A 24,769-nucleotide genomic window follows, 5' to 3' on the forward strand; every position below is an offset into this window, starting at 1 on the left:
TTGTTCCCATGCCTTCCGCGGATGTCCCCCTCCTCTGTCCCGTCTGCTCAGATCCGCTGGAGCATCTGGAAGCGGAAGGGGAACGCCAACCGCGCCTGGTTTGTCCCAACGGCCACAGCTTCGACGCCGCCCGCCAGGGCTACTTCAACCTTCTGGTGGGCAAGGGCTCACCCTTCGAGCCGGACAGTGCGGCCATGGTGGCGTCCCGTTTCAACTTCCTGGGGGACGGCCACTACCGACCGATGGCGCAGGCGCTGGCTGCCGCCGTCGTAACCCACCTGCCGGCAGAAGATGCGGTGGTGCTGGACTCCGGAACGGGAACCGGACATTATCTGCGTGAAATCCTCGACGCCGCCGCTGCCACCGGGCGCCACGCGTCCGCCATCGGCCTGGACATCTCCAAATTCGCCCTCCGGCGCGCCGCGCGGCTCAATCCCGAAGCGGTCAACCTGGTGTGGGACATCTGGCAGCCCTTTCCGGTGGAAAGCAATTCGGTGGACGCGGTCACCGTGGTCTTTGCCCCGCGGAACCCCGCCGAATTCGCCCGCGTCCTGCGCCCCACGGGCGCGTTGGTGGTGGTGACGCCGCGCAGCGGACACCTCGCGGAGCTCGCCGCTGTGACCGGAATGCTGGGGATCGAAGAAGGCAAGGACGAACGCCTGGCCGTGGCGATGGCCGGCCACTTCGAGGCGGAAAGCACCCTCGACGTCGACGTCGCGCTGGAGCTCAGCCGGGCCGCCGCCACAGACCTGGCGTTCATGGGACCTGCGGGCCACCACCTGGACCGCGAGCGGATCGCCGCCCGGCTCGAAGACACTCCTGAGCCGGTGGCAGCGCAGGCGAAGTTCAGGCTCTTTGTCTTCCGGCCCACCACCGAGGGCGCCCCGTAACGACTTGGCCACTATCCCCCGGCAGCTTCCATGATCCCGCCCACACCACAGGACCGCGGACTAGGATGAAAAGACAGTTACTGGCGGGTCCGCGCATGCGGCCCCCTGTGACGAAGGGGGAAACAGGGATGTTCGAATGGCTTGGGGAAAACTGGTGGGCCGTGTGGCTCACGGCCTTCCTGGCATTTGCCGTGATCGAAATGATCACGCTTGACCTGTTTTTCATTATGCTCGGCGGCGGGTCACTCGCTGCACTGGTCGCCGACTTCGCCGGCGCCGATCCCTGGCTGCAGGTGGTCATCTTCTGCATCGTGTCCCTGCTCATGGTTGCCTTTGTCCGCCCGGTGGCGCTCTCGCACCTGAAAAAGGGCCCGTCCGAACAGCGGACCAACGTGGACCGGCTCATTGGCGAACCGGCCGTGGTCATGGAAGCCGTCACCTCCGACGGCGGCCTGGTGAAAATCGGTGGCGATATTTGGAGCGCCCGCTCCGCCGCGGGAGTACTTCCCGCGGGCCAGAAGGTGGTCGTAGCGGCCATCGACGGCGCAACAGCAGTGGTTTCGGCACCGCCGACGGCGGCTACCGGACCAGATACAACCTGACAATTGGGGAACAAGGAGTTGTATGAATAACGCAGGCGGAACCGCGCTGGCCATCGTGCTGGTGGTCCTGATCGTCTTTGTCATCATAGTTTTGGTCCGGGCCGTCCGGATCATTCCGCAGGCACGCGCCGGCGTCGTTGAACGGCTCGGCAAGTACCAGCGGACGCTCAACCCGGGCCTGACGATCCTGATTCCGTTCGTGGACCGGCTCCTGCCGCTCCTGGACCTGCGCGAACAGGTGGTGTCCTTCCCGCCGCAGCCGGTCATTACCGAAGACAACCTGGTGGTTTCCATCGATACGGTGGTGTATTTCCAGGTGACTGACCCCCGTGCAGCCACGTATGAGATCGCCAACTACATCCAGGCCGTGGAGCAGCTCACCACCACCACGCTGCGCAACGTGGTGGGCGGACTCAACCTGGAGGAAGCCCTTACATCCCGTGACCAGATCAACGGGCAGCTGCGCGGCGTCCTGGACGAGGCAACCGGCCGTTGGGGCATCCGCGTCTCGCGGGTGGAACTGAAGGCCATCGACCCGCCGCACTCCATCCAGGATTCCATGGAGAAGCAGATGCGCGCGGAGCGTGACCGCCGCGCCGCCATCCTCACCGCAGAGGGAACCAAGCAGTCCGCCATCCTGACGGCAGAAGGCCAGCGCCAGGCAGCGATCCTCAAGGCCGAAGGCGAGGCCAAGGCCGCAATCCTTCGCGCAGACGGCGAATCGCAGGCAATCCAGAAGGTCTTCGACGCTATCCATAAAGGAAATCCGGACCAGAAACTGCTGGCCTACCAGTACCTCCAGACGCTGCCCAAGCTTGCTGAGGGGTCGGCCAACAAACTCTGGATCATCCCGAGCGAGGTTGGGGAAGCCCTGAAGGGCATCGGCAGCGCCATCGGTGGCACCAATGCCGAAGCCGCCGTGTCCGGGCTCTTCGAGCAAACGCCAACCGAGCGCAGCCAGCCTTAGCAGCGCAGGAAACAGGGAGGGTTCCGCGGAACACCACGGAACCCTCCCTGTTTTGGCTTTGACGGAATATCACCCGTACAATTGGGTATTTGTCCGGCAGGAGTATACCGGCTGGAACAACCAAGCTTCGCAATGCGTTGAATCCAATGATGCAGCACAGTGCACACAGTAGTCCGGCGGTGCCACGGCGCCACCGGCTAGCGCGGAGACCTGATCCGCGAACCGACCAGAGGGAGAAAACATGAGCGATCGCAGCCTGCGGGGCATGCGCCTTGGTGCGCAGAGCATGGAGACCGAGTCCGGAGTTGAGCCGGCTCCGCGCCAGCGGGTTGAATACCGTTGCGCGGATGGCGAGCAGGTCTTCGTCACGTTCTCCTCCGAGGCGGAAATTCCTCCGGTGTGGGTCTCCAAGACCGGCAAGGAAGCGCTCCTGGTCGACGGCGAGAAGCCGGACACCAGCAACGACAAGGCAGTGCGCACCCACTGGGACATGCTGCTGGAACGCCGTTCCCTGCCTGAACTTGAACAGATCCTCGAGGACCGCCTGACCATCCTCCGCGAACGCCGCGGGGAGCGCCGCTCGGCCTAGGGCCAGCCGCAAAAAAAAGGGGTGGCCCCGCACTTTGGTGCGGGGCCACCCCCTTTTCAGCATTCCGTCCCCTGCGGGTTCGCGTCTAACGGAAAATCAAGCCTGCTTGTTCTTCAGCTTGCCGGCCAGGGTGTTCCACCGGGCGGCCAGACCCCACTTGGTGACGTTGATCATGGCTTCGACGACGATGTTGCCGCTCATCTTCGACGCCCCCAGCTCACGCTCAACGAAAGTGATGGGCCGTTCCTCAATGCGCAGGCCCAGCTTGGCAACACGCCAGGCCAGGTCAACCTGGAAGCCGTAGCCCACCGAGTCCACCTGGTCCAGGTTGAGCTTCTCGAGGGTGGTCCTGCGGAACGCGCGGAAGCCGCCGGTCACGTCCTTGATGGGCAGGCCCAGCATCAGCCGGGCGTAGGTGCTGCCCACCCGGGAGATTGCCTGGCGGTACAGGGGCCAGTTGACTACGCTGCCGCCGGGAACCCAGCGCGAGCCCATGGCCAGGTCTGCGCCCTGGTCCACCGCTTCGAGCAGTTGGGGAAGCTGTTCGGGCTGATGCGAACCGTCTGCGTCCATTTCGACCAGGACGTCGTAGCCGGCCTCCAGGCCCCACTTGAAGCCGGCAATGTAGGCTGCGCCCAGGCCTTCCTTGCCCTTGCGGTGCAGGACATGGACCTGGGAATCCTCGGCGGCGACGCCGTCGGCAAGTTGCCCGGTGCCGTCAGGGCTGTTGTCATCAACCACCAGCACGTCCGACGCCGGAACGGCCTTCCGAAGGCGCTGGAGCGTCTTGGGCAGTGATTCCAGTTCGTTGTAGGTGGGAATGATCGTAAGGACGCGCACAAAGGGCCTTTCCTGGTGGAAGTGGTCGGTGCACCGGGTGCCGGGCTTGCCGGCGCCGGGCGCAACTCCCCATTATAGGGCGGACGGTTCCCGGGTCAGGAACGCAGTGCCGGGCTGGCGAACAGTTCGGTGCCGTTTTTGACGGTCTGAAGGCATACCGGGTCCGAGCCGGTGTCCAGGGCCGGCAGCAGGGGGGTCCTGGCCCGCGGATCGGTGCTCCAGGACTGGACCCGTCCATCGGCCACCTGGACCATCAGTTCTTCCACCTCCCAGACGGCGAAACTGGCTGGCGCCCCGGGAACAAGCTGCCCGGCCATAGGGTTCGCGTGACGGGCGGCCCTCCAGCCGGCGCGGGTGTGGCCCAGGAACGCCGCCCGTGCGGAGATTCGTTCTGCAGCGTTGTGATGTTCCACGCAGGCGCGCACGCTGGCCCACGGACGGAGGGGGGTGACGGGACTGTCGCTGCCGAAGCACACAGGAACTCCTGCCGAGTAGAAGGCGGCGAACGGATTCATGGCCCGGCTGCGCTCCCCCACCCTCTGCTCGTAAAGTCCACCCGGCCCGCCCCAGGCTGCATCGAAGGCCGGCTGGACGCTGACCGTCACGGAGTAGTGGGCCAGCCTGGCCACAGCAGCCGCATCAGCCATTTCTACATGTTCAAAGCGATGGGCGGCGGCACGCACCCGCTGCTCCCCCACTTCCTTGGCCGCCAGGTCCAGGGCTTCCAGCGCGGCGTCAAGCCCGGCGTCGCCAATTACGTGGAACCCGCCCTGGATCCCGGCGAGGGAACATGCGGCAAGGTGGGCTGCTGCCTGGTCCACGCTGAGGTACAGCGCGCCGCGCTCCTGGGCTGAATCGCTGTAGCCGGATCGCAGCGCGGCGGTGCGGGAACCCAGCGAACCGTCAATGTTGAGGTCACCGGCAAGGCCGCGGATGCCTCCTTCGAACTGCCCAACGAGGACGCGGGCCTGCTCCTCGGACGAAACCAGCTCACCCCAGTACGGCAGCACCTCGGGAAACTGCGCCCCTCCGTCCACACCGTTCCAGGCGGCAGCAAGCTTGAGATCCTCGGCGCCGCCGATATGCGGCGCCCCCATCTCTGCTACGGCAACGTAACCGTTGGCCGCTGCCTCCGCCAAGGCACGCTCCTGGTGCCGCTTCAGTGCTTCCTGCGGCAACCGGCGCGTTGCCAGCCGGGCTGCTTCGTGGGCCGCCCGCGTTACCCGGGCGCCGCCGTCGTACCCGTCCTTGCCGCGCAGGTCCGCGGACTGTGCCAGCGCCGGCGAGACCAGCGCCGAGTGCACGTCCACCCGCGATAGGTACACCGGACGGCCGCCCGCTGCCCGCTCCAGTTCCTCGGCGCTGGGCAGGGTGGAGTCCGCCCAGGTGGTCTCGTCCCACCCGTGGCCAAGCACCGGCCCGTTACCACCGGCCCCGGCAACCGCGTCCAGCAGGGCGCGGGCGGAGGTCACGGCCCCCAGCTGCAGTGACTCCAGGGCGATCCCGGTTTCGGTCAGGTGCACGTGCGAATCGACGAACCCAGGGGCCACCAGGGCGCCATGGAGGTCGATGACCTCCATGGAGCTGTCCGCAATGGACGATGCCGCCTGCTCCGACCCGACCCAGGCAACGGTGTCGCCGTCCACCAGCATGGCCGTGGCGAAGGGGTCTGCCGCGGTGTAGACGGACCCATTCCGGTACAACACCGGGGCGGGACGGGACGTGGCTTCAGGGCTGGGCATGGTGGGAGTGACTCCTGGGGTTTGGGCATGCCGGCGGCGGCCGGCGGTGTTAAATACGGGATTAGAGGACGGACGAGTAGGCCACGACGCCGCGGCGGATGAGGTTGATGGCTTCGGCGCAAAGCCGTGCCAGCCGCGGATCAAGGCCGGGGATCTTTGCCAGCTGGTCCAGGAGGTCCACCACCTGTTTGACCCAGCGGACAAAGTCGCCGGCCGCAAGGTCGGTGCCGCTGAGGACATCCTGCAGGTGGCGGCCGCGGGCCCACTTGTAGAGAGGCCAGACCAGGCCAAGTTCAGGCTCGCCGGTCAACGGAAGCTTGTTTTCCTCTTCCACGTCCTCAAGCGCGGACCACTCCCTCACCACGATGTCCACCGAAGTTTCCAGGGAGACGCTGGGCATGCGCGGCCGCAGTCCCCGGTCTTCGCGTTTGGCCTGGAATACCAGCACGCTGGCCAGGGCGGCCACTTCGGCGGCGTCCAGGTCATCGAAGGCGCCCAGGCGCAGGGACTGCGAGATCAGCAGGTCCTTCTCGCCGTAGATCCGGCGCAGGCGTTGGCCATCCGGGCTGATTTTGAGCCCGCCGTCCCCGGTGTCCTCCAAATATCCGTAGGCGGACAGGACATCGCAGACCCGGTCGAAGGTTTTGGCGATGGTGTTGGTCCGGCCCTGGATTTGGCGGACCAGCCCGTCCGTTTCGCGCCGCAGCTTCCACCAGCGCTCCGACCACCGCGCGTGGTCTTCCCGTTCGCTGCATCCATGGCAGGGATGCGCCTTCAGGGCCCGGCGCAGGGCGGCAATGCGCTTCTCCTGGTTGGGGAAGGCGGCGCCACGGCCGAAATCGTGGTTGCGGTTCTGCCCGGGAGCGGGCGGCCGGTTCTCACGCAGCGCGTTCCGGACGGAGGACGCAAGATCGCGCCGTGACTTGGGCACTTTGGCATTGAAGGACTTCGGGATGCGGATCCGGGTCACCGGCGCGATGGGACCTTCCAGGTCATCCGTACCAATGCGGCGCAACTGGTTGTCCAGCGTGAGCACGGCAGGCCGGGGTTCGCGGCTGCCGTGGTCGGAGCTGAGGACGACGGCGGGTCCCGGGGCACGTCCGCCGGGAACGTTCACCACGTCCCCCGGCAGGAGACGGGCAAGGGAGTCCCCACTGAGCGATTTCTGGACCCGTGACTTGGTCCGGGATGTGGCACTCTCGGCATCGGAGAGTTCCCTCCGCAGCCGGGCATACTCGGTGAAGTCACCCAGGTGGCAGGTCATGGACTTGGCGTAGCCTGCCAGCGATTCCTCGCGGCTGCGTACCTGCCGGGCCAGCCCCACCACCGAGCGGTCGGCCTGGAACTGGGCAAAGGAGGATTCCAGGATTTCGCGGGCCCGGGACCGGCCAAACTGCGCCAGGAGGTTGATGCTCATGTTGTAGGTGGGCCGGAAGCTCGAGTTGAGCGGGTAGGTGCGCCGGGATGCCAGGCCTGCCACCGCCGTCGGGTCAGTTCCGGGCTGCCACAGCACCACCGCGTGGCCCTCGATGTCGATCCCGCGGCGGCCCGCCCGGCCCGTCAGCTGGGTGTATTCGCCCGCCGTGATGTCCACGTGGGCTTCGCCGTTGAACTTGTCCAGCTTTTCCAGCACCACGGAACGCGCGGGCATGTTGACGCCCAAGGCAAGGGTTTCCGTGGCGAAGACAGCCTTCACCAGTCCGTCGGCGAAGAGCTTCTCCACTACCTCCTTGAAGGTGGGCAGCATCCCCGCGTGGTGGGCGGCAAAACCGCGGACCAGGCCATCCCGCCAGGTCCAGAAGCCCAGGACGTCGAGGTCGTCCGGCGGGATGTCCTGCCCGGCTTCATCGACGCGCTGGGCGATGATCCGCTGCTCCCTTTCCGTGGTGAGCCACAGGCCGGAACCAACACACTGGGCCACCGCTGCTTCGCAGCCGGCGCGGGAAAAGATGAAGGTGATGGCGGGGAGGAGGTCCATCCGGTCCAGGCTCGCGATGACCTGGGGGCGGCTGGCCGGCCGGACGCCCCTGGGCTCTCCGCCCCGCCCCAGGCGGTCGTTTCCGCGCCTGCCGCGTTGGCCGCGGCCTCCGGGGCCTGGACGGCTGCGGAAACTCTGCTGGGTTTCGCTCTGCGCCACCGTGAGCAGGTCCGGGTTGACGTCGAAGCCGCGCCCCTTGGCGTTGTCCGCAGATTTGCCGGGCTTGACCGGTTGCCGGTCCTCATCCTCAACGGGCGGGGCGATCTCGTCAAAGGTGGTCTCCCCGGCGAACAGGTCCATGATTTGCCGGCCCACCATGACGTGCTGCCACAGCGGCACCGGCCGGTGTTCGGAAACGATGATGTCAGTGTCTCCGCGGACGGTGTCCAGCCAGGCGCCGAATTCCTCCGCGTTGGAGACGGTGGCGCTGAGCGAGGCGACCTGTACTTCGGTTGGCAGGTGGATGATGACTTCCTCCCACACTGCACCCCGGAACCGGTCGGCAAGGTAGTGGACTTCATCCATCACCACGTAGCCGAGGTCGTCCAGGGTGGCCGACTCCGCGTACAGCATGTTCCGCAGGACTTCGGTGGTCATGACCACCACCTGGGCATCACCGTTGATGCTGGTGTCCCCGGTGAGGAGGCCGACGTTGTCCGCACCATACTTTTCGGTGAGTTCGCTGAACTTCTGGTTGCTGAGTGCCTTGATGGGCGTGGTGTAGAAGGCCTTCAGGCCACGCTGCAGGGCGAGGTAGATGGCAAATTCCCCCACGATGGTCTTGCCGGCACCGGTCGGGGCCGCCACCAGTACTCCCCTGCCCTCCTGGAGGGAACGGCATGCCTGCTTTTGGAAGTCATCCAGCTCAAAGTCCAGGGTCCTGCTGAACGCTCCGAGGGGGGTGGCGGACTCGGCCCTGCGTTCGGCGCTGGCACGGTAACGCTCAGCGGGAGACAGCTCTTCAGGTTCGATGGGGCCGGTGGAGAAGGGTCCGGTGGTGGAGGACATACCCCAAGCCTAACGGCAGCCTAGAGCTTCTTGAGCTCGCTGCTTGGGGTGGCGATGTCGGCGGTGGCCTCGGTCTCCTCCACTTGCCGGGCCTGGCGGCGGTCGCGGCGCTTGTCGTTCATGATGCAGATGCCGATTGCTGCGAAGAACAGTGCCAGCAGCGGTCCCGCGAGCATGAACATCGATATGGCGTCAGCACCCGGTGCGGCGATCGCAGCCAGGACAAAGACCAGGAAAACCGTGATGCGCCAGGCCTTGAGGATGGTGCGGCCGGACACGATGCCCGCCATGTTGACGCCCACCAGCACCACGGGCACCAGGAAGGCCAGGCCGAGCATCAGCACCATGCGGGTGACGAATTCGATGTAGGTCCTGGCGTCAATGACGCTGGAAGAACCGGCGGGGGTGAACTGGGTCAGCGCGTGGACCACTTGGGGAACCACCAGCCAGCCCACCCAGATTCCGGCCAGGAACAACGGGATGGCGGCGGCCATGTAGCCCAGGGTGTAGCGCCGCTCCTTTGAGGTCAAACCGGGCGTAATGAACGCCCAGAGCTGGTAGATCCAGATGGGGCTGGAGATGACAGCCCCGATCAGGAGCGACATCTGCAGCTTGAAGTCGAAGGGCGACGCGATGGTCCCGAAGTTGATGGCTGCGAGGCCGCCGGTCTCATTCGAAATCCGGTTTACCGGCTCCGCCAGTGCCTTCAGCAGCGGATCGTAAAGTATCCAGCCCCCAATGCCGCCGATGACGACGCCGATTGCCGACTTAATCAGCCGGTTCTTCAGCTCCTTGAGGTGCTCCCAAAGCGACATCCGCCCCTCGGGATTGGCTTTACGGGCCCGCGACAGTGCCACGGGAGGTCAGGCGCGGGTCGACGGCGGAACGTCAGTGCCGTCTGTCGGCTCACCGGGCTTCGCCTTGGGGTGGTTCACGATGGTGCCTTCCACCGGCCCGGAGGCGTCGGTGGTGGAGTCGGCTTTGCCGTCGTTCTTCATTTCCTTGACCTCGGACTTGATGATCCGCATGGACTGGCCCAGGCTGCGGGCCATGGCCGGAAGCTTGGGGGCGGCGAAGAGAAGCAAAGCAACGATGATGATGATTACGATTGGCCAGGGGCCATCAAAGAGTCTTCCCACGGGAAATCCTTTCCTCTAACTACATCCTACTTCTATGTGAAGTCGAGATCTCCGAGCGCCTGCGGCTGGCCCCGGTCCTTTTTGCGCTGCACTCGCCTGCGCCGGCGTTCTTCGCGCCGGGCCAGTTTGGATGCCTCGTAATCATGTCGCATGACAGCGGGTGAGGCAAAAACGGCAGAGCCCGGCACGGTACGTGACAAATCACCGGTTTCGTCCGGGACCTCAATGGAGCCCAGGTGCCCCAGTTTCGCGCCTGCGGCGCTGAGGTCCTTCATGGTCGCCATGAACTGCTGGAAAAGACGGATGCCCAGCAGGACATAGAAAAGAAGGGCTACGGCGACGAGCGCCACCCATATGAGAATCCAGGACCACCAAGGCATGATGAAAAGTCTATCCGGCGTAACTGTCCAGGGCGGCCGCCAGCCAGTCCCGCGCGGCGGCGGCTACATCGGCGGGTGCCAGGATGCGGGCCGCGCCACCGTGCTGGGCCACGAACATCGGCAGCCACCCCGTACTGCCAAACCGGATCTCTGCCACCAGGCCGCCGTCCGGAAGTTCGGCTGTCCGCTCCGCGTAATAATCCTCCGCCAGCCTCCTCCCCTGCCGGGTGAGCTGGACCGTGACGGTTGTGTCGTCGTCGTTCGGGGTGAACAGCTTGGCCGGGACGCCCCTGTCCCGTTCCCCCGCCTTGCCGGCGGGCGCCCCGTTGGGGTGCACGTCCTGCACCCGGTCCAGGCGGAAGTTTCTTAGGCCGTCCACCCGGTGGCACCAGGCTTCGAAGTACCACGTGTTGTCCAGGGAATAAAGCCGCAGTGGGTCAACGTCGCGTTCCGTGACCGCATCCCGCTGCGGTGACAAGTACGTGAGATGGAGCTGCGAACGGGACTCGATGGCCTGGCGGACAGTGGCGTGCGTTTCCGCGTCCGCGGGAGCCACCTGCGGGCCGGCGATGGAAGCAGCGCGCAGGCCTTCCTCCCCCGCGGCGGCCAGGAGCTTCAGGGTGACCGATTCCAGGGCGCCCCCGCCCGGCAGGTCAGGCAGCCCATTGAGTGTCTCAAGCCCGGTCAGCAGCGCGCACGCCTCCTCGACGGTGAACCGGACCGGCTTTTTCAGGTCGAGGTCCTGGGTGATGAAGACGTGGTCGTCCTCCCACTGGATGTCGAGCAGGTCATCCGGATAGCCCCCGGGCAATCCGGAGCAAATGAGAATCCGGAGGTCCGCCTCGAGTTCTTCGCGGGTGACGCCGAAGTGGCGGGCGACATCCTGAATGTGGAGGCCCTGGTTGTGGACCAGGAAGGGCACCAGCTGCAGCATTCGCTTGAGCTGGTCCTCGGAGGTCCCTTTCCTGCCGGTGCGCGCACGGCTGTCGGTGAAGGAGTATGCGGGGACAGGTGCGGCGCTGAAGTCTGCCGCGCCCTGCAGCCGCCGCCGTACGGCCCCGGCAAGTCCGGCTGGTTCCACTGCCAGGGCGTCCGGCCCGTAGGATGCCAGTTCTTCGGCCAGGACTTCCGGGTCGCGGTACTCCAGGACGAGCCGTTCGTAGCCGTCGCGGGGCCGGCCGGAGGCCTGCGCGCCGGCATCCTGGACCGCCCGGCGGCGAAGGGCCAGGAGGTGCCCTTTCCGGACATCCACGACGGCGGTGCGCAGCGGGAGTTCAGGCAGCCGGTCCAGCTCCGCCCGGATGTTGAAGTCGGCCGGCGGCTCGTACTGCTCTCTTGGGAGCGTGCTTACGGCACTGGTGATGCGGGAAAGCCGGAACTGCCGGGCGGCCTTCCGGGTCCGGTCGTAGCCCATCAAGTACCACTGGCCGAAGCGGCTGCCCAGGCCCCAAGGCTCAACAGTCCGTTCTTCTTCCTTGCCCGTGCTGCCTGCCAGGTAGGTGAAGGTCACGGGATGCCGGCCGTGCATGGCTGCCACGATGTCGTCGAAGGCCTGCCCTGCCGGTTTGATCCGGGGCTGGACTCCGGCCGGCAGTTCCACCTCTGCCATCTGCCCGGATGCCTGCAGCTTCCGCAGCGCACTTTGGGCTGCCGTGCCCAGCGCAGCACGCTCCCAGAGCTGGGAAGCCAGCAGGAGGACGGTCCACTCCTCGGGCCCGAGCTCGACATCAGGGAGCCGGTTGGATTCTTTGCCGATCCGGTACCGCGTTGTGGCGGGATCGTCTTCGCTCCAGCCCAGCTCCGTCAATGTCTCGACGTCAAAGCCCATCGCCCGGAGGTCATTCTTGTCCCGCTCGAACATCCGACCGAATGCGACGTCGTTGCCGGACGTGTCGTGGTAGACCTTGTCGCGCAGCTCGCTGCGGCGGAGCCCGTAGCGGGTGTTGAGCAGCGCGATCAACAGGTTGAGGAGGCGTTCAGTGCGGGTTACGGACACGTTGGTTACGTTACTAAACTCCCCGGGGGAAAGCAGAAAGCGCGGCTGGACGGAGGGTCTTCCTCCATCCAGCCGCGCTCATGGCCGCGTCCCTAAATGCGGTCAGCGGACCCCAACGAGGTCCACGACGAAGATCAGGGCTTCGTTGGGGGCGATGGCGCCGCCGGCGCCACGGGAGCCGTAAGCCAGCTCCGACGGGATCTCCAGGCGGCGGCGGCCGCCCACCTTCATGCCCAGCAGGCCCTGGTCCCAGCCCTGGATGACCTGGCCGACGCCGACGCAGAAGTCCAGCGGTGCGCCGCGCCCCCACGAGGCGTCGAATTCCTCGCCAGTGGACCAGGCAACGCCGACGTAGTGGGTGGAGACGGTGTCCCCTGCCTTGGCTTCGCGGCCGTCACCTTCGATGAGGTCGGTGATGACGAGTTCCGTGGGGACGTCGCCTTCCGGGAAATCGATCTCGGGCTTCTGGCGGTCGAATTCCCGCTGTCCAAACGACATGCTTGCTCCTAAGTGTCGGTGCTTATGGTTGCCGCGGAGGACGCGGCGTCCCTGTAAGTCTTGCTACTTGACCCCGAGGATGTCCACTACGAACACCAGGTCGCCCTTCGCCTGGCCCTGGCCGGCGTCGCCGTAGGCCAGGTCCTTGGGGATGACCAACAGGACGCGGGAGCCTACGGTTTTACCGGTGAGGCCCTGGGTCCAGCCCTTGATGACGCCGGAGAGCGGGAAGGTGGCCGGCTGGCCACGGTCGAAGCTGGAATCGAACTTGGTGCCGTCGCTGAGGTTGACGCCGACGTAGTTCACGGTGAGCGTGTCGGATTCCTTCACGGTGGCACCGCTGCCCTTGATCAGGTCCTGCGATACGAGGGACGTGGGCGCGGCTGCACCGGCCACGTTGATTTCCGGTACGCCGTCCTTCTCAGTCACCGTGGGCAGCCCCGCCTGCGGCGACACGGTTTCACCCTGGGGCTTGTCCAGAACGGGAGTGGGGTCTGAGGCGGAAAGAACCTTGATGATCAGCAACTGGGTGGGATCGGCAGCGGCAGTGGGGCTGGCGCTGGGGCTTGCGCTGTCGGACGGGCTGGGGCTTGCCGACGGCGCACTCTGCTGGCCGGGGACGGCGAGGGCAAGGCTGGAGCCCACCTTTGCGCCCACGAAAGCGTTGTAGATGACGGCGTTGCTGGTCTTGAGCTCATCGTTGAGCTCAAAGCTTTGAGGTTCGTTGGGGAACGTATCCTCCAGCTGGGATCCGTCCGTGCCGTTCAGGGCCAGGATGGAGATCTTGGCGACCTGGTTGGCCTTCACGGTGTCGCCGCTGCCTTCGGAGACCACTTTGATGGTGGGCTGGGTGACGGTCAGCGGCTTGTCGAAGTCCACACCCGGGGCCTTCTTGTCGCCGTTGTCGGTCAGCTTGAGGGAGTCGAACTTTGCAGTCTCCCCGGCGGACTGGCTGCTGGGTTCGGGCTGGGAGGCTGTACCTCCGCAGGCGGTCAGGAGCAGCAGGCCGGGGAGGAGGATTGCTAGTAGTCGGCGCACGTAGGAAAACTTTCGTCGGGGCAGGGTGGATACGACATTCCGCGTGGCGGCGGACAGTGCCGTGGAGAGGTCCCGTTAAAAAGGACCTTATCCAGAATAGACCCTGAAGCTGGACGTCAGCCCGGAGCCGATCAACCCATGGAGTCCAGCAGCGCATCCACCCGCTCATCGACGCTTCGGAAGGGGTCCTTGCAGAGGATTGTCTGGTGCGCACGGTCGTTCAACTTCAGGTGCACCCAATCGACCGTGTAGTCGCGCCCCAGTTCCTGTGCCCGGCGGACAAAGTCCCCGCGGAGCTTTGCGCGGGTGGTCTGCGGTGGCGCGTCCACGGCACTCTTGATGACCGTGTCGTCGACGATCCGGCGTACCGCGCCCCGGGACTGCAGCAGGTAGAAGAGTCCCCGGCTGCGGGAAATGTCATGGTAGGTAAGGTCGAGCTGGGCGATCCGGGGGGCCTCCAGGCCCAGACCGTGCCGATCGCGGTAGTTGTCCATCAGCTTCTTCTTGATGGCCCAGTCGATTTCCGTGTCGATGCCCCTGGTATCACCCGATTCGATGGCGTGCAGCGTGCGTTCCCACAGATCCAGGATCACGGGAACGTGCTGGTTGTGGGCGCCGTGTTCCTTGACGAACGCCGTGACCTTGGTCAGGTATTCCTGCTGGATTTCAAGGGCTGTGAGTTGGCGGCCGTTGGCCAGGCGGACCAGGGCGCGGCCGCTGAGGTCGTGGGAGATTTCCCGGATGCTGCGGATGGGGTTTTCCATCCGCATGTCGCGCATGATCACGCCCGCTTCGATCATCCGAAGAACCAGGTCCACGGTGCCGATCTTCATCAGGGCCGTCGCTTCGGACATGTTGGAATCTCCGACGATGACGTGCAGCCGCCGGTAGAACTCGGCATCCGCGTGCGGCTCGTCCCTTGTGTTGATGATGGGGCGGGACCGGGTGGTGGCGGAGGAGACACCCTCCCAGATGTGGTCGGCGCGCTGGGAAAACGCGTAGGTCGCCCCATGGGGAGTCTTCAGGATCTTGCCGGCCCCGGCGATGAGCTGCCGGGTTACGAGGAACGGAATCAGGATCTCGGCAAGACGGGAAAACTCACCGCGCCGGGGAATCAGGTAGTTCTCGTGGCTGCCGTAGGAATTGCCCGCGGAGTCTGTGTTGTTCTTGAACAGGTACACGGTGCCGTTGAACCCTTCGGCAGCCAGCCTGGCCTGCGCCTCATCCACCAGGTCGTCAAGGATCAGCTCACCCGCACGGTCATGGGCGATCAGCTGGGCAAGATCGTCGCATTCTGCCGTGGCGTATTCCGGGTGGGACCCTACATCGAGGTACAGCCGCGAACCGTTGGTAAGGAACACGTTGGACGAACGGCCCCAGCTGACCACCTTGCGGAACAGGTACCGGGCCACCTCCTCGGGAGCAAGAGGCCTGGAGTCCGGGCTCGAGTAAGAGATCCCGAACTCGGTTTCGATGCCGAAGATTCTCTTGTCCATGTGGTCCTCCTAGGCCAGCAGTGCTGTGATGTCCGCGTCGTTAAGCCTGCGGAAGGCGCGCCGCGTGCCGCGGGTGCTCTCGGAAAGCCTGTCCAGTACGGCTACTTCGAGTGCGCTGGGCGGCAATGGCGCAGCCGACTGCTCCCCCTCCTGGACGGGCGTAAGACCCTTGAGTGCCAGCCGCACGGCGTCGGCGAAGCCAAGTGAGGCCTGCCAACCGGCGTCGATGGCCGATGACACCTTCTCAGCCTGGCCACCCATCACCACGAAGCTGTGCTCGTCGGCGATCGAGCCGTCGAACGTCAGCCGGTACAGGTGGTCTTCGGCCTGCGTGTTGCCCACCTCGGCGACGGCAAGTTCCACCTCGAAAGGCTTTTGTTCGGCGGTGAAGACGGCACCGAGGCTTTGCGCGTAGACGCTTGCCAGGCCGCGGGCGGTCACGTCCTCGCGGTCATAGGAGTAGCCGCGGACGTCGGCGTAGCGGACGCCGGCCTGCCGGAGGCTTTCGAATTCGTTGTACTTGCCCACGGCGGCGAAGGCGATCTTGTCATAAATCTCGCCGATCTTGTGGAGGGATGGCGAGGGGTTCTCGGCGACGAGTGCAATGCCGTCCGCGCAGCTGATAACCACCACCGAGCGGCCGCGGGCGATGCCTTTCCGCGCGAAATCCGCGCGGTCCTTCATCAGCTGTTCGGGCGAGACATAAAACTGCTGGGTCATCTCAGGCCTCCCGTCCGGCGATGGTACGCGCTTCGATCACGCCGCGGGAGGCAGCGGCAAGTTCCGGCTCCGGCACCCGGCGGGCACCCGTCCTGTCCACCGTGTAGACCACAGGCCAGAGTTGGCGGACCGTATCCGGACCGCCCGTGGCCGAATCGTCGTCCGCGGCGTCGTACAGGGACTCCACGGCAACGGAGAGTGCCTCCGCTGCGGTGAGGTTGGGGCGCCAAAGCTTCTTCAGGGCACCGCGGGCGAAGACGGAACCGGAGCCCACGGTGTGGTGTTCGTGTTCTTCGTACCTGCCGCCGGTGACGTCATAGGAAAACAAGCGGCCAACACCGGCAGTGGTGTCGAATCCCGCGAACAGGGGCACTACCGCCAAACCCTGCAGGGCCAGCGGAAGGTTTCCCCTGATCATTGCCCCCAGCCGGTTGGCCTTTCCCTCGAGGCTCAGCTGGGTGCCTTCGATCTTTTCGTAGTGTTCGAGTTCGACCTGGAAGAGCCGGGTCAGGTCAATCGCAATGCCCGCCGTTCCGGCGATGCCGAGAACCGAGAAGTGGTCCGCAGGAAAAACCTTCTCGATGTGCCTGCTGGCGATGACATTGCCCATGGTGGCCCGCCTGTCCCCCGCCATCAGGACACCGCCGCCGTAGCTCATGGCAACGATGGTGGTGGCATGTGGGACCTGCACCGGAGCAGCCGCGGACGCACCACCTTGGAGGGACCGGTTAAAGGGCAATAGCTCGGGCCGGTCCCGTAGAAGGTGTTCCGTAAAGGACGAGGTGGCGTTTGCGGCTACCTGGTTGGCGGTTGATTCCTGCACTCATCACTCCTTGAACGTGGTACTTCAACGTCGGTACAGATCCCGGCCTTCCGCGGCTTCCGCCACCTTCCGGGTCCGGGTTACTGGCCGCCCTTTTGGACGAATGCCCGGACGAACTCCTCAGCGTTGGATTCCAGGACGCCGTCGATTTCGTCAAGCAGATCGTCCACGCCTTCGGTTGATGCCGAAGCCTGCGCCTCAGGCGGTGCCGGGGGTGCCTCGGGGATGTCTTCGTCGACCTGGCTGTCGCGTGACTGCGGCTGTTGCTGCTCCTGGCCTGCCATTGGGTTCCCTCCTTCTTCCTTCGGTAGATCCGGCGGATCCTCCGATATGCCCATCCTGCCACGGGACGGACGTTCCGGCGCGGTTTACGCCGCAGGCGGAGTGCTGTTGTGTCCCAGCAGTTCTCCGAGGAATGGTCCCGCTTCCCGATAGCGCTGGAACAACGCTCCGGTCAGGGCTTTGGTTCCCCTCAGGGGCTCCCGGGTGGGCACCCGCTGAAGCCTTCCGTAACCCGGCACGTCAAAGATGACAGAGTCCCAGCTTGCCCCCACCACATCCTTGCCAAAGCTGCTGATGCACTTGCCCCGGAAGAAGGCACGGGTATCTGCCGGTGGCTCCGCTACAGCGGCGGCGATTGCGGCATCATCCACCACGCGCTGCATCCTGTTCCTGGACAGCAGGCGGTAGTAAAGGCCCTTCTCAGGCCTGATGTCCGCCCACTGGAGATCCACCAGGCCCAGCCGCGCGTCGCTCCACTCCAGTCCGTCGCGCTGGCGGTAGCCATCCAGCAGGGAGAGTTTGGCCAGCCATTCCACAGAGGTGGCGGCGGCCGCCCTGTCACTGTCCAACTGGGTGAGGACGGACGCCCACCGCTCCAGGACCTCGTGGGTATGTCCGTCACCGTCCACGGCGTCACCTACACCGGTGTCCTGCGCGAGTTTGGCCGCAGCTTCGTGGTACATCCACTGGAGGTCCAGGGCCGTGACGCGCCTCCCGTCCAGTAGGCGCAGCTTCGCGGTCAGGGAGGTGTCATGACTGACAGTCTTGAGCGCTGCGACGGGCTCATAGACCTCGATCTTGGGCGCAAGCCCCGCTTCAATGAGGCTGAGGACCATCGCCGTTGTCCCGAACTTGAGGTAGTTGGACACCTGGCTGAGGTTGGCGTCCCCGATAATCACGTGCAGGCGCCGGTACTTGTCCGCGGTGGAGTGCGGCTCATCCCTGGTGTTGATGATGGGCCTGCGGATGGTGGTTTCGAGGCCCACTTCAGCTTCGAAGAAGTCCGCCCGCTGGCTGATCTGGAAGCCGGGGATGGAGCTGTCCTGGCCGAGTCCCAGCCGGCCGGCACCACAAACCACCTGCCGGCTCACGAAAAACGGCGTCAGCCCCCGCACGATATCCCCGAATGGCACCGACCTTGGCATGAGGTAGTTCTCGTGCGAACCGTAGGATACGGACTTGTTGTCCGTGTTGTTCTTGTACAGGTTGACCGGTGGGAGCGCAGGGTCCGCGGCCAGCCGGCGGACGGCGGCAAGGCCCACCAGGTCACCGGCGGCGTCCCAGGTCACGGCGTCGCGCGGATTGGTGACTTCGGGGCTTGAGTACTCAGGGTGTGCGTGGTCCACGTACAGCCGGGCCCCGTTGCCCAGGACCATGTTCATCAGCAGGGTCCCGGACTCGTCCTGGCCGTCGAGCTCAAGTTCCTCGCGGCCGTACGCCAGGGCCACCGCTTCGGCGTCAAGCACCGGCGGCTGGTCGGTCAGCTGGGTGGGATGTGCGGCCCCCCTGTCCACTGTCCAGCCGCGGGCATCATGCAGCGGCTCTTCGTCGGTGTAGTCCCAGCGGGTTTCGGCTCCGCCCGCAGCGCGTTGCCGGGTGACCTGGGCATAGGCCTGCACCACCCTGGCGCTCATCATGGTGGCGTTGGCGGAAGGTGCGGAAGGAGCGTGGATCCCGTATTCGGTCTCCGCTCCCATGACGCGCATGGCCCCGCCGGCGGGGAGGGCCTCCCCGCCGGCAGATCCCTGTGCACCCGTCATAGATACTGTCCTGTGGTCGGCATGGTCTCGATGGACTTACCCGGCTCCTGGCCGGCCTTGCCTTGGACGATGGTGCGGATGTAGGTGATCCGTTCGCCCTTCTTCCCGGAGATCCGTGCCCAGTCGTCCGGATTGGTGGTGTTGGGCATGTCCTCGTGTTCGCGGAACTCGTCCACCACGGCGCGCAGCAGGTGCTCGATCCGGAGCCCCTTCTGGTGCGTGGTCAGCAGGTCCTTGATGGCGTACTTCTTGGCCCGGTCCACCACATTCTGCACCACTGCCCCGGAGTTGAAGTCCTTGAAGTACAGCATCTCGGTATCACCGTTGGCGTAGGTGACCTCCAGGAACTCGTTGGACTTGTCTGTGGAGTACATCGCTTCCACCGTGCGCTGGACCATGGCGTCAACGGTGGCCTGGATGTCCCCGTTGTGTTCGGCCAGGTCGGACTCGTGGAACGGCAGGTCCGTGGTGATGTATTTGTTGAAAATGTCTGCAGCAGCCTCGGCGTCGGGCCGCTGGATCTTGACCTTGACGTCCAACCGGCCGGGCCGGAGGATGGCGGGGTCGATCATGTCTTCGCGGTTGGACGCGCCGATGACGATGACGTTGTCGAGGCGCTCCACGCCGTCAATCTCGCTGAGGAGCTGCGGCACGATGGTGGTCTCGACGTCGGACGAGATGCCGGTGCCGCGGGTGCGGAACAGTGAGTCCATCTCGTCGAAGAACACCACGACCGGGCTGCCGTCCGAGGCCTTTTCCCGGGCGCGGGAGAAGATCAGGCGGATGTGCCGCTCTGTTTCACCCACGTATTTGTCCAGGAGCTCAGGCCCCTTGATGTTGAGGAAGTAGCTCTTCAAGTCAACATTTCCGGACCGTTCCGCGGCGCGGGCGGCGAGCGAGTTGGCCACGGCCTTGGCGATCAGGGTCTTGCCGCAGCCGGGAGGGCCGTACAGGAGGATGCCCTTGGGAGCCTTCAGGCCATGTTCCCGGTAAAGGTCCGGGTGCAGGAACGGCAGTTCGACGGCGTCGCGGATCTGTTCGATCTGCGGGCCAAGGCCGCCGATGTCCTCGTAGGTGATGTCCGGAACTTCCTCAAGGACCAGGTTCTCCACCTCGGAGCGCGGCACCTTTTCCAGGGCGTAGCCGGTCCGGGAGTCAACGGAGAGGGCGTCCCCTACCCTGAGTTTCTCGGAGAGGAGGGCGCCGGAAAGCCGGACGACGCGTTCTTCATCCGCGCGGCCAACCACCAGGGCCCGGTCGCGTCCCAGCATTTCCTTCAGGGTGGCAAGCTCCCCGGCGCGCTCGTAGCCCAGTCCCGCCACGATCAGGAGGGCCTCGTTCAGGAGCACTTCCTGCCCAACTGCAAGCTGGTTGATGTTCACCAGCGGGCTGATGCCTACCCGCATCTTCCGCCCGGCGTTGAAGATGTCCACCGATTCTTCAGTGGCCGCCTGGCCGCTGTTGCCCGGAGCGGGTTGCCGCTTTGGGTTGATCTGGAGGATGGTGCCGAAGCTGTAGGGCGGCTGCCCTTCCTGGTCCAGGGCGTTTTTCAGCCGGAGGATCTCTGCCTTCGCCGTCTCAAGCATGCTGACCAGCTTGGAGTTGTTCTGCGTGGCTGCTGCCAGCTGGCGGTCGATATGCCTGAGCTTGTCCCGAAGTATGTTGACCTGGCGGTCAGCAACCGAGAGGTCGTTGGCGGCAGACTGCTCTGCCGGTGTACGTCCGGAGTCCGTGTTTGGTGTCTCCATGATGTATCAGCCCCTTCCTGCGCTTCTCTTAAGACATTAGTCCCAAGATGGCGGGTAGGGATGGAGACTCCCGAAATGTGGACTAGTTCGTGACCTCGGGCGTGTCGACGACATTGGTCCCTGCGATGGCGTCACGGGCGGCGCGGCGGAGCTTCTTGTCCGATACGGCCCGCTCCCCCACGGCACCCGGGGTCCAGGCGTTGACGTCCTCTTCGTTGAACTCGGTCTTGGACGGGCGGCGCTTGACCGAAATGCCGGTGACGCCATCGGCCAGCCGCCGCGTAACCAGCAGGAACCCGGTGTGGGCCACCATGCGGTGGTCGGGACGGACGGCAAGACCTTCCAGGTGCCAGCCGCGGACCATTGACTCCCAGGCGTCAGGTTCGGTGAAGCGGCCGTCCGCGCGGATGGCTTCCGCGGTGCGGGAGAGCTGGGTAACGGTGGCAACGTAGTTGATCCACACGCCGCCGGGGGCAAGGACGGTAGCGACGGCGTCGAGGCATTCCCAGGGAGCGAGCATGTCCAGGACAACGCGGTCCACGGAACCGGGTTCCTCGGCTTTGACCACTTCCTCCTGGAAATCACCCAGTGAGATCTGCCAGGCGGGGTGCGGGCCGCCGAAGATGGTCTCCACGTTTCCGCGGGCAATGTCCGCGAATTCCTGGCGCCGCTCGAAAGAGTGCAGGTAGCCGTTGTCGCCCACGGCGCGGAGCAGGGAGATGGAGAGGGCGCCGGAACCGACGCCGGCCTCCACCACGCGTGCCCCGGGGAAGATGTCAGCCATGGTGACGATCTGGCCGGCGTCCTTGGGATAGACGACGGCGGCGCCGCGCGGCATGGAGAGGACGAAGTCGGAGAGCAGGGGGCGGAGGGTCTGGTACTGCTGGCCCACGTTGTTCACCACTACGGAGCCGTCAACCTTGCCGATAATTTCGTCGTGGTTCAGGAACCCGCGGTGGGTGTGGAATGCGCCGCCGCGTTCCAGCGTGATGGTGTTCATGCGGCCCCGCTCATCAGTGAGTTGGACGCGTTCGCCTTCGCGGAAGGGTCCGCGGCGACGGGCAGCTCCCACCGGCTGCGAGCCGCTGGCGGCAGCACCGGATTGTGCTGCTCCGTTGGCGTCGTTGACGGCAGTTTCGCTGCTCATGTTTTTCCTCGCTCCTGTAAACCTGTTGTGCCGCGGCCGGATAGTCCCCCGGGACGTTGTGGCCTTAGCGGCGGCAATGCACGACCGGCACGTAACTCTACCGGTTCTGGCCCTGCGGGTGCCTATCGTTGCGCGGGCGCTTGCCGGTGATGGCCGCCAGGACCGCCTCCTGGGTCATCAGCCCGGTGACGGTGCCGTTGTGGTCCACCACTGCATAGTGGCGTCCCTCAACCTGTGAAAGGAACTGGATCAGCTCCTGCCCTTTGGACCATTCGGGGACGTAGGCGCCGGCAGCCAGTGGAAATGAAACCGCCGTGATGGGGGTGGTGTCAGCGGCAGAAGCGGGCACTGACGCCAGTGCGTCCGGGTCCACCACGCCCTGGGGCCTGCCATCGGGTCCACAGACCACTACGGACTTTGTTCCTGCCGCCCCCAAGCGAAGGGCATCCCGCACGGTGCCGGTGGCAGGCATTCCGGCGGCCGGCGTCGACAACGCCGCGGCACTGACCAGCGGGAGCCGGCCGCGCAGCGTGCCTTGCTGGATGGACGCCGACGCCCCCATCCAGAGGAACCCGCCCACCAGGATGGTGATCATGAGGAGGCTGAAGTCCGGGTTCTCTCCGGCGAGGAACGGACGAAGGAGGAACCAGTAGGCAATGGCCAGGACGATGATCCGGCCGCCCCAGCCGGCCGCCACGGTTCCTTTGGCCTGGCTGCCGGTTGCCTTCCAGACGATGGACTCGACCAGCCGGCCGCCGTCCAGTGGCAGGCCCGGCAGGACGTTGAAGACGCCGATCAGGAAGTTCGCCCACATGAAGATGTTCGTCAGGATTTCCGCAACGCTTCCCAGGCTGTCCGTGCCAAGCAGCAGCCAAGCTCCGCCCGCCAGGACGAAGTTGGCAGCCGGCCCCGCCAGCGCCACCAGCACTGACCGGCCCGGGGACGATGTGAAGCTTTCGAACTGGGTGTGGCCGCCCCATAGGTTAAGGACGATCTTTTGCGTGGGCCAGCCGTAGATCTTCGCCGTCAGGGCATGGGCGAGTTCGTGGACGAGCACCGAGATCAGAAGCAGGACGGCGTACGCGAAGGCCACGACGTAGGCGCTCACGCCCAGCATGGGGTTGTTCCTGGCCAACACAGGACCATAGACGATCACGGTGAACGCCGCGATCACGAACCACGAGTACGCAAGGACGACAGGGACGCCGGCGATGCGTCCCAGCGGGATCCCTTCGCGGCGTACCGGGTTGGTGCCTTGGCCGGCGCCCGGATCAGCCACGTGCATCACCCGCTGAAGCGGCGGCCGCTCCGGTTGGGTCGGCCTGCAGCAGGAGGGCTTCCAGTTCGCCAAGGCTGCGGCCCGCGAGGGTGTCCCAGAGGGCGAAGCTGCCGTCGTCCGGCAGCGGCACAATGTGGGGCACGGCCACGGTGGCGACGCCGGAGGCTACGGCCGCGGCCACGCCCGGCACGGAGTCCTCAAGGGCGACGCAGTGGTGGATGCCGAGATGGGGGTCGTTCTCCTGAAGCAGTTCCACGGCGGTCAGGTATGCCTCCGGGTGCGGCTTGCCCTGGCTCACGGTATCGCCGGTGACCAGCACCTCGAAGTAGGGCCGGGGAAGGCTTGCCACCACTTCGCGGGCCAGCGGGCCCTCGGACATGGTGACCAGGGCGCAGCGGACGCCGGCCAGGTGCAGTTCCTCAAGGAGCTCACGGGCACCCGGCCGCCAGGGCACCTGCTGCTGGACACTCCTGACCACCTGCGCGGTAAGGGTGTCGATGATTTCCCGGATTTCGAGCTCGACGCCGGCCTCCTGGAGCAGGCCCGCGGAAAAGGTCAGCGACTGGCCAACCAGCTGCACTGCCTGGTCGTGGCTCCACGTTCCGCCGTGGGCCTCCACCAGCGCATGTTCCGCGGCAATCCAGTATGGCTCGGTGTCCACAATGGTGCCGTCCATGTCCCAAAGGACGGCTTTGAGCGGTGAACCGGCTGCAGGAAATCCCATGACGCCAGTCTACGGGGCATGGCTGGACGGCGGCTGTGGGCTACGCCCTTGGCGAATATGGTGCCGGGCCGGTCCTGTTTGTACTGGTTCCCGCGGATTTGCGGCGCTTCATTCCATGCGCGACCCTGCACCTTGGACGTAGGGTGAAGAAATGAATAGCTTCGAGGGAGACACCGCCGAACAGGGTGCCGGACCCGAGCCGGAACGGTTCCTGCAGCCAGTGGCTGACGGACAGCGCGTAACGGTGATGCTTGCCGCCTTTGAAGGGTGGAACGATGCCGGAGAAGCGGCCAGCGATTCGCTGCGCTACCTGAACAAGTTGTGGGGCGGCAAGAAGGTGGCATCCATCGATGCCGACGAGTATTACGACTTTCAGTTCACGCGCCCCACGGTCCGCAGGAACGCGGCCGGCGAACGCAAGATCAAATGGCCTTCCACCCGGATCTACAAGGCCGCAGCGCCCAACTCCAACGTGGACGTCATCTTCGTGCAGGGTACGGAACCGTCCTACAAATGGCGGGCCTACACGGCAGAGCTGCTGGCCCACGCGGAGGCGCTGAATGTGGACTACGTGGTGCTGGTCGGCGCACTGCTGGCCGATGTCCCGCACAGCCGCCCCATTCCAGTGAGCACGTCCTCCGACGACGCCCCACTGAGGGAGCGCATGAACCTGGAGGCCTCGCAGTACGAAGGTCCGGTAGGCATTGTGGGTGTCCTCTCCGAGGTGGCACTCCTGGCGGGTATCCCTGCGGTGTCCTTGTGGGCCGCCGTGCCGCACTATGTGGCGCAGGCTCCCTCCCCCAAGGCGCAGCTGGCCCTCCTGCACCGCATTGAGGAACTGCTGCAGGTTCCCCTTGACACCCACGAGCTGGCCGAGGAGGCCGACGCCTGGGAACGCGGCGTGGACGAGCTGGCTACCGAGGACCCGGAGATTGCCGCCTACGTCCGGCAGTTGGAGGAAGCCAAGGACACCGCTGACCTCCCCGAGGCCAGCGGCGAATCCATCGCCCGGGAATTTGAGCGGTACCTGAAGCGGCGGGGCCAGGACCGGCCCTGATTGACAACCAGAGAGGGGCCTGGGCGGGAAAGTTCCCGCCCAGGCCCCTCTCTTTTGTGGTCCTTG

The 24,769-nt window shown here is 65.5% G+C and carries 23 protein-coding genes; 5 read left to right on the forward strand and 18 right to left on the reverse strand.

Annotated elements, in window-relative coordinates:
* The first annotated feature begins 8 nt into the window (after positions 1–8).
* From FBY30_RS17215 to FBY30_RS17230, 4 genes are all read left to right on the forward strand, one after another.
* On the forward strand, positions 9–890 hold the full coding sequence (locus tag FBY30_RS17215) for a putative RNA methyltransferase (protein WP_142133812.1): 882 nt from the start codon (positions 9–11) through the stop codon (positions 888–890).
* Between the two features lie 128 nt (positions 891–1,018).
* On the forward strand, positions 1,019–1,492 hold the full coding sequence (locus tag FBY30_RS17220) for an NfeD family protein (protein ID WP_142133813.1): 474 nt from the start codon (positions 1,019–1,021) through the stop codon (positions 1,490–1,492).
* A 22-nt stretch (positions 1,493–1,514) separates the two neighbouring features.
* Complete coding sequence (locus tag FBY30_RS17225) at positions 1,515–2,459, forward strand: SPFH domain-containing protein (RefSeq protein WP_142133814.1); 945 nt, start codon at positions 1,515–1,517, stop codon at positions 2,457–2,459.
* Between the two features lie 241 nt (positions 2,460–2,700).
* Positions 2,701–3,048, forward strand: a complete 348-nt coding sequence (locus FBY30_RS17230) for an RNA polymerase-binding protein RbpA (protein ID WP_026266052.1) — start codon at positions 2,701–2,703, stop codon at positions 3,046–3,048.
* 96 nt (positions 3,049–3,144) lie between these two features.
* Here the strand turns inward: FBY30_RS17230 and FBY30_RS17235 are convergent, their stop codons facing one another.
* The 18 genes from FBY30_RS17235 to FBY30_RS17320 all read right to left on the reverse strand — a co-directional run bounded on the left by FBY30_RS17235 (position 3,145) and on the right by FBY30_RS17320 (position 23,646).
* Entirely contained in the window at positions 3,145–3,888 is a 744-nt protein-coding gene (locus FBY30_RS17235; RefSeq protein WP_142133815.1) for a polyprenol monophosphomannose synthase, read from the reverse strand.
* A 95-nt stretch (positions 3,889–3,983) separates the two neighbouring features.
* The gene (locus tag FBY30_RS17240; protein WP_142133816.1) at positions 3,984–5,630 is read right to left on the reverse strand and encodes an amidohydrolase; all 1,647 of its coding nucleotides are present in this window, start codon (positions 5,628–5,630) and stop codon (positions 3,984–3,986) included.
* A 61-nt stretch (positions 5,631–5,691) separates the two neighbouring features.
* A complete protein-coding gene (locus tag FBY30_RS17245) occupies positions 5,692–8,616 on the reverse strand; it encodes a DEAD/DEAH box helicase (RefSeq protein WP_142133817.1) in 2,925 nt (974 codons plus the stop codon).
* 20 nt (positions 8,617–8,636) lie between these two features.
* Positions 8,637–9,431, reverse strand: a complete 795-nt coding sequence (gene tatC, locus FBY30_RS17250; RefSeq protein WP_142133818.1) for a twin-arginine translocase subunit TatC — start codon at positions 9,429–9,431, stop codon at positions 8,637–8,639.
* A 48-nt stretch (positions 9,432–9,479) separates the two neighbouring features.
* Positions 9,480–9,755, reverse strand: a complete 276-nt coding sequence (tatA, locus tag FBY30_RS17255) for a Sec-independent protein translocase subunit TatA (protein WP_142133819.1) — start codon at positions 9,753–9,755, stop codon at positions 9,480–9,482.
* A gap of 32 nt (positions 9,756–9,787) precedes the next feature.
* On the reverse strand, positions 9,788–10,135 hold the full coding sequence (locus FBY30_RS17260) for a hypothetical protein (protein ID WP_142133820.1): 348 nt from the start codon (positions 10,133–10,135) through the stop codon (positions 9,788–9,790).
* A gap of 10 nt (positions 10,136–10,145) precedes the next feature.
* Positions 10,146–12,131 (reverse strand): helix-turn-helix transcriptional regulator, encoded by a 1,986-nt coding sequence (locus FBY30_RS17265; RefSeq protein ID WP_142133821.1) that lies wholly within the window; start codon positions 12,129–12,131, stop codon positions 10,146–10,148.
* 102 nt (positions 12,132–12,233) lie between these two features.
* On the reverse strand, positions 12,234–12,629 hold the full coding sequence (locus FBY30_RS17270) for an FKBP-type peptidyl-prolyl cis-trans isomerase (RefSeq protein ID WP_142133822.1): 396 nt from the start codon (positions 12,627–12,629) through the stop codon (positions 12,234–12,236).
* 63 nt (positions 12,630–12,692) lie between these two features.
* Complete coding sequence (locus FBY30_RS17275) at positions 12,693–13,667, reverse strand: FKBP-type peptidyl-prolyl cis-trans isomerase (protein WP_142133823.1); 975 nt, start codon at positions 13,665–13,667, stop codon at positions 12,693–12,695.
* 131 nt (positions 13,668–13,798) lie between these two features.
* Positions 13,799–15,163: a Pup--protein ligase gene (pafA, locus tag FBY30_RS17280; RefSeq protein WP_142133824.1), complete on the reverse strand. Its 1,365-nt coding sequence runs from the start codon at positions 15,161–15,163 to the stop codon at positions 13,799–13,801.
* Between the two features lie 9 nt (positions 15,164–15,172).
* On the reverse strand, positions 15,173–15,883 hold the full coding sequence (gene prcA, locus FBY30_RS17285; protein WP_142133825.1) for a proteasome subunit alpha: 711 nt from the start codon (positions 15,881–15,883) through the stop codon (positions 15,173–15,175).
* A gap of 1 nt (position 15,884) precedes the next feature.
* Positions 15,885–16,706, reverse strand: coding sequence for a proteasome subunit beta (gene prcB / locus FBY30_RS17290; protein WP_142133826.1), 822 nt, complete (start codon positions 16,704–16,706; stop codon positions 15,885–15,887).
* A gap of 80 nt (positions 16,707–16,786) precedes the next feature.
* On the reverse strand, positions 16,787–16,990 hold the full coding sequence (locus FBY30_RS17295) for a ubiquitin-like protein Pup (protein ID WP_015937113.1): 204 nt from the start codon (positions 16,988–16,990) through the stop codon (positions 16,787–16,789).
* A gap of 84 nt (positions 16,991–17,074) precedes the next feature.
* Complete coding sequence (gene dop, locus FBY30_RS17300) at positions 17,075–18,748, reverse strand: depupylase/deamidase Dop (protein WP_142133827.1); 1,674 nt, start codon at positions 18,746–18,748, stop codon at positions 17,075–17,077.
* Entirely contained in the window at positions 18,745–20,496 is a 1,752-nt protein-coding gene (gene arc, locus FBY30_RS17305; RefSeq protein ID WP_142133828.1) for a proteasome ATPase, read from the reverse strand. The genes dop and arc overlap by 4 nt, the downstream gene beginning before the upstream one ends.
* Positions 20,497–20,578: 82 nt before the next feature.
* Positions 20,579–21,643 (reverse strand): tRNA (adenine-N1)-methyltransferase, encoded by a 1,065-nt coding sequence (locus FBY30_RS17310; RefSeq protein ID WP_142133829.1) that lies wholly within the window; start codon positions 21,641–21,643, stop codon positions 20,579–20,581.
* A 97-nt stretch (positions 21,644–21,740) separates the two neighbouring features.
* Positions 21,741–22,928 (reverse strand): site-2 protease family protein, encoded by a 1,188-nt coding sequence (locus FBY30_RS17315; RefSeq protein ID WP_142135394.1) that lies wholly within the window; start codon positions 22,926–22,928, stop codon positions 21,741–21,743.
* Positions 22,915–23,646 (reverse strand): HAD family hydrolase, encoded by a 732-nt coding sequence (locus tag FBY30_RS17320; protein ID WP_142133830.1) that lies wholly within the window; start codon positions 23,644–23,646, stop codon positions 22,915–22,917. The genes FBY30_RS17315 and FBY30_RS17320 overlap by 14 nt, the downstream gene beginning before the upstream one ends.
* Before the next feature lie 151 nt (positions 23,647–23,797).
* Between FBY30_RS17320 and FBY30_RS17325 the strand changes: the two genes are divergently transcribed.
* The gene (locus tag FBY30_RS17325) at positions 23,798–24,703 is read left to right on the forward strand and encodes a PAC2 family protein (RefSeq protein ID WP_142133831.1); all 906 of its coding nucleotides are present in this window, start codon (positions 23,798–23,800) and stop codon (positions 24,701–24,703) included.
* Positions 24,704–24,769: the final 66 nt, after the last annotated feature.

Source organism: Arthrobacter sp. SLBN-83 (assembly GCF_006715285.1).
GTDB lineage: Bacteria > Actinomycetota > Actinomycetes > Actinomycetales > Micrococcaceae > Arthrobacter.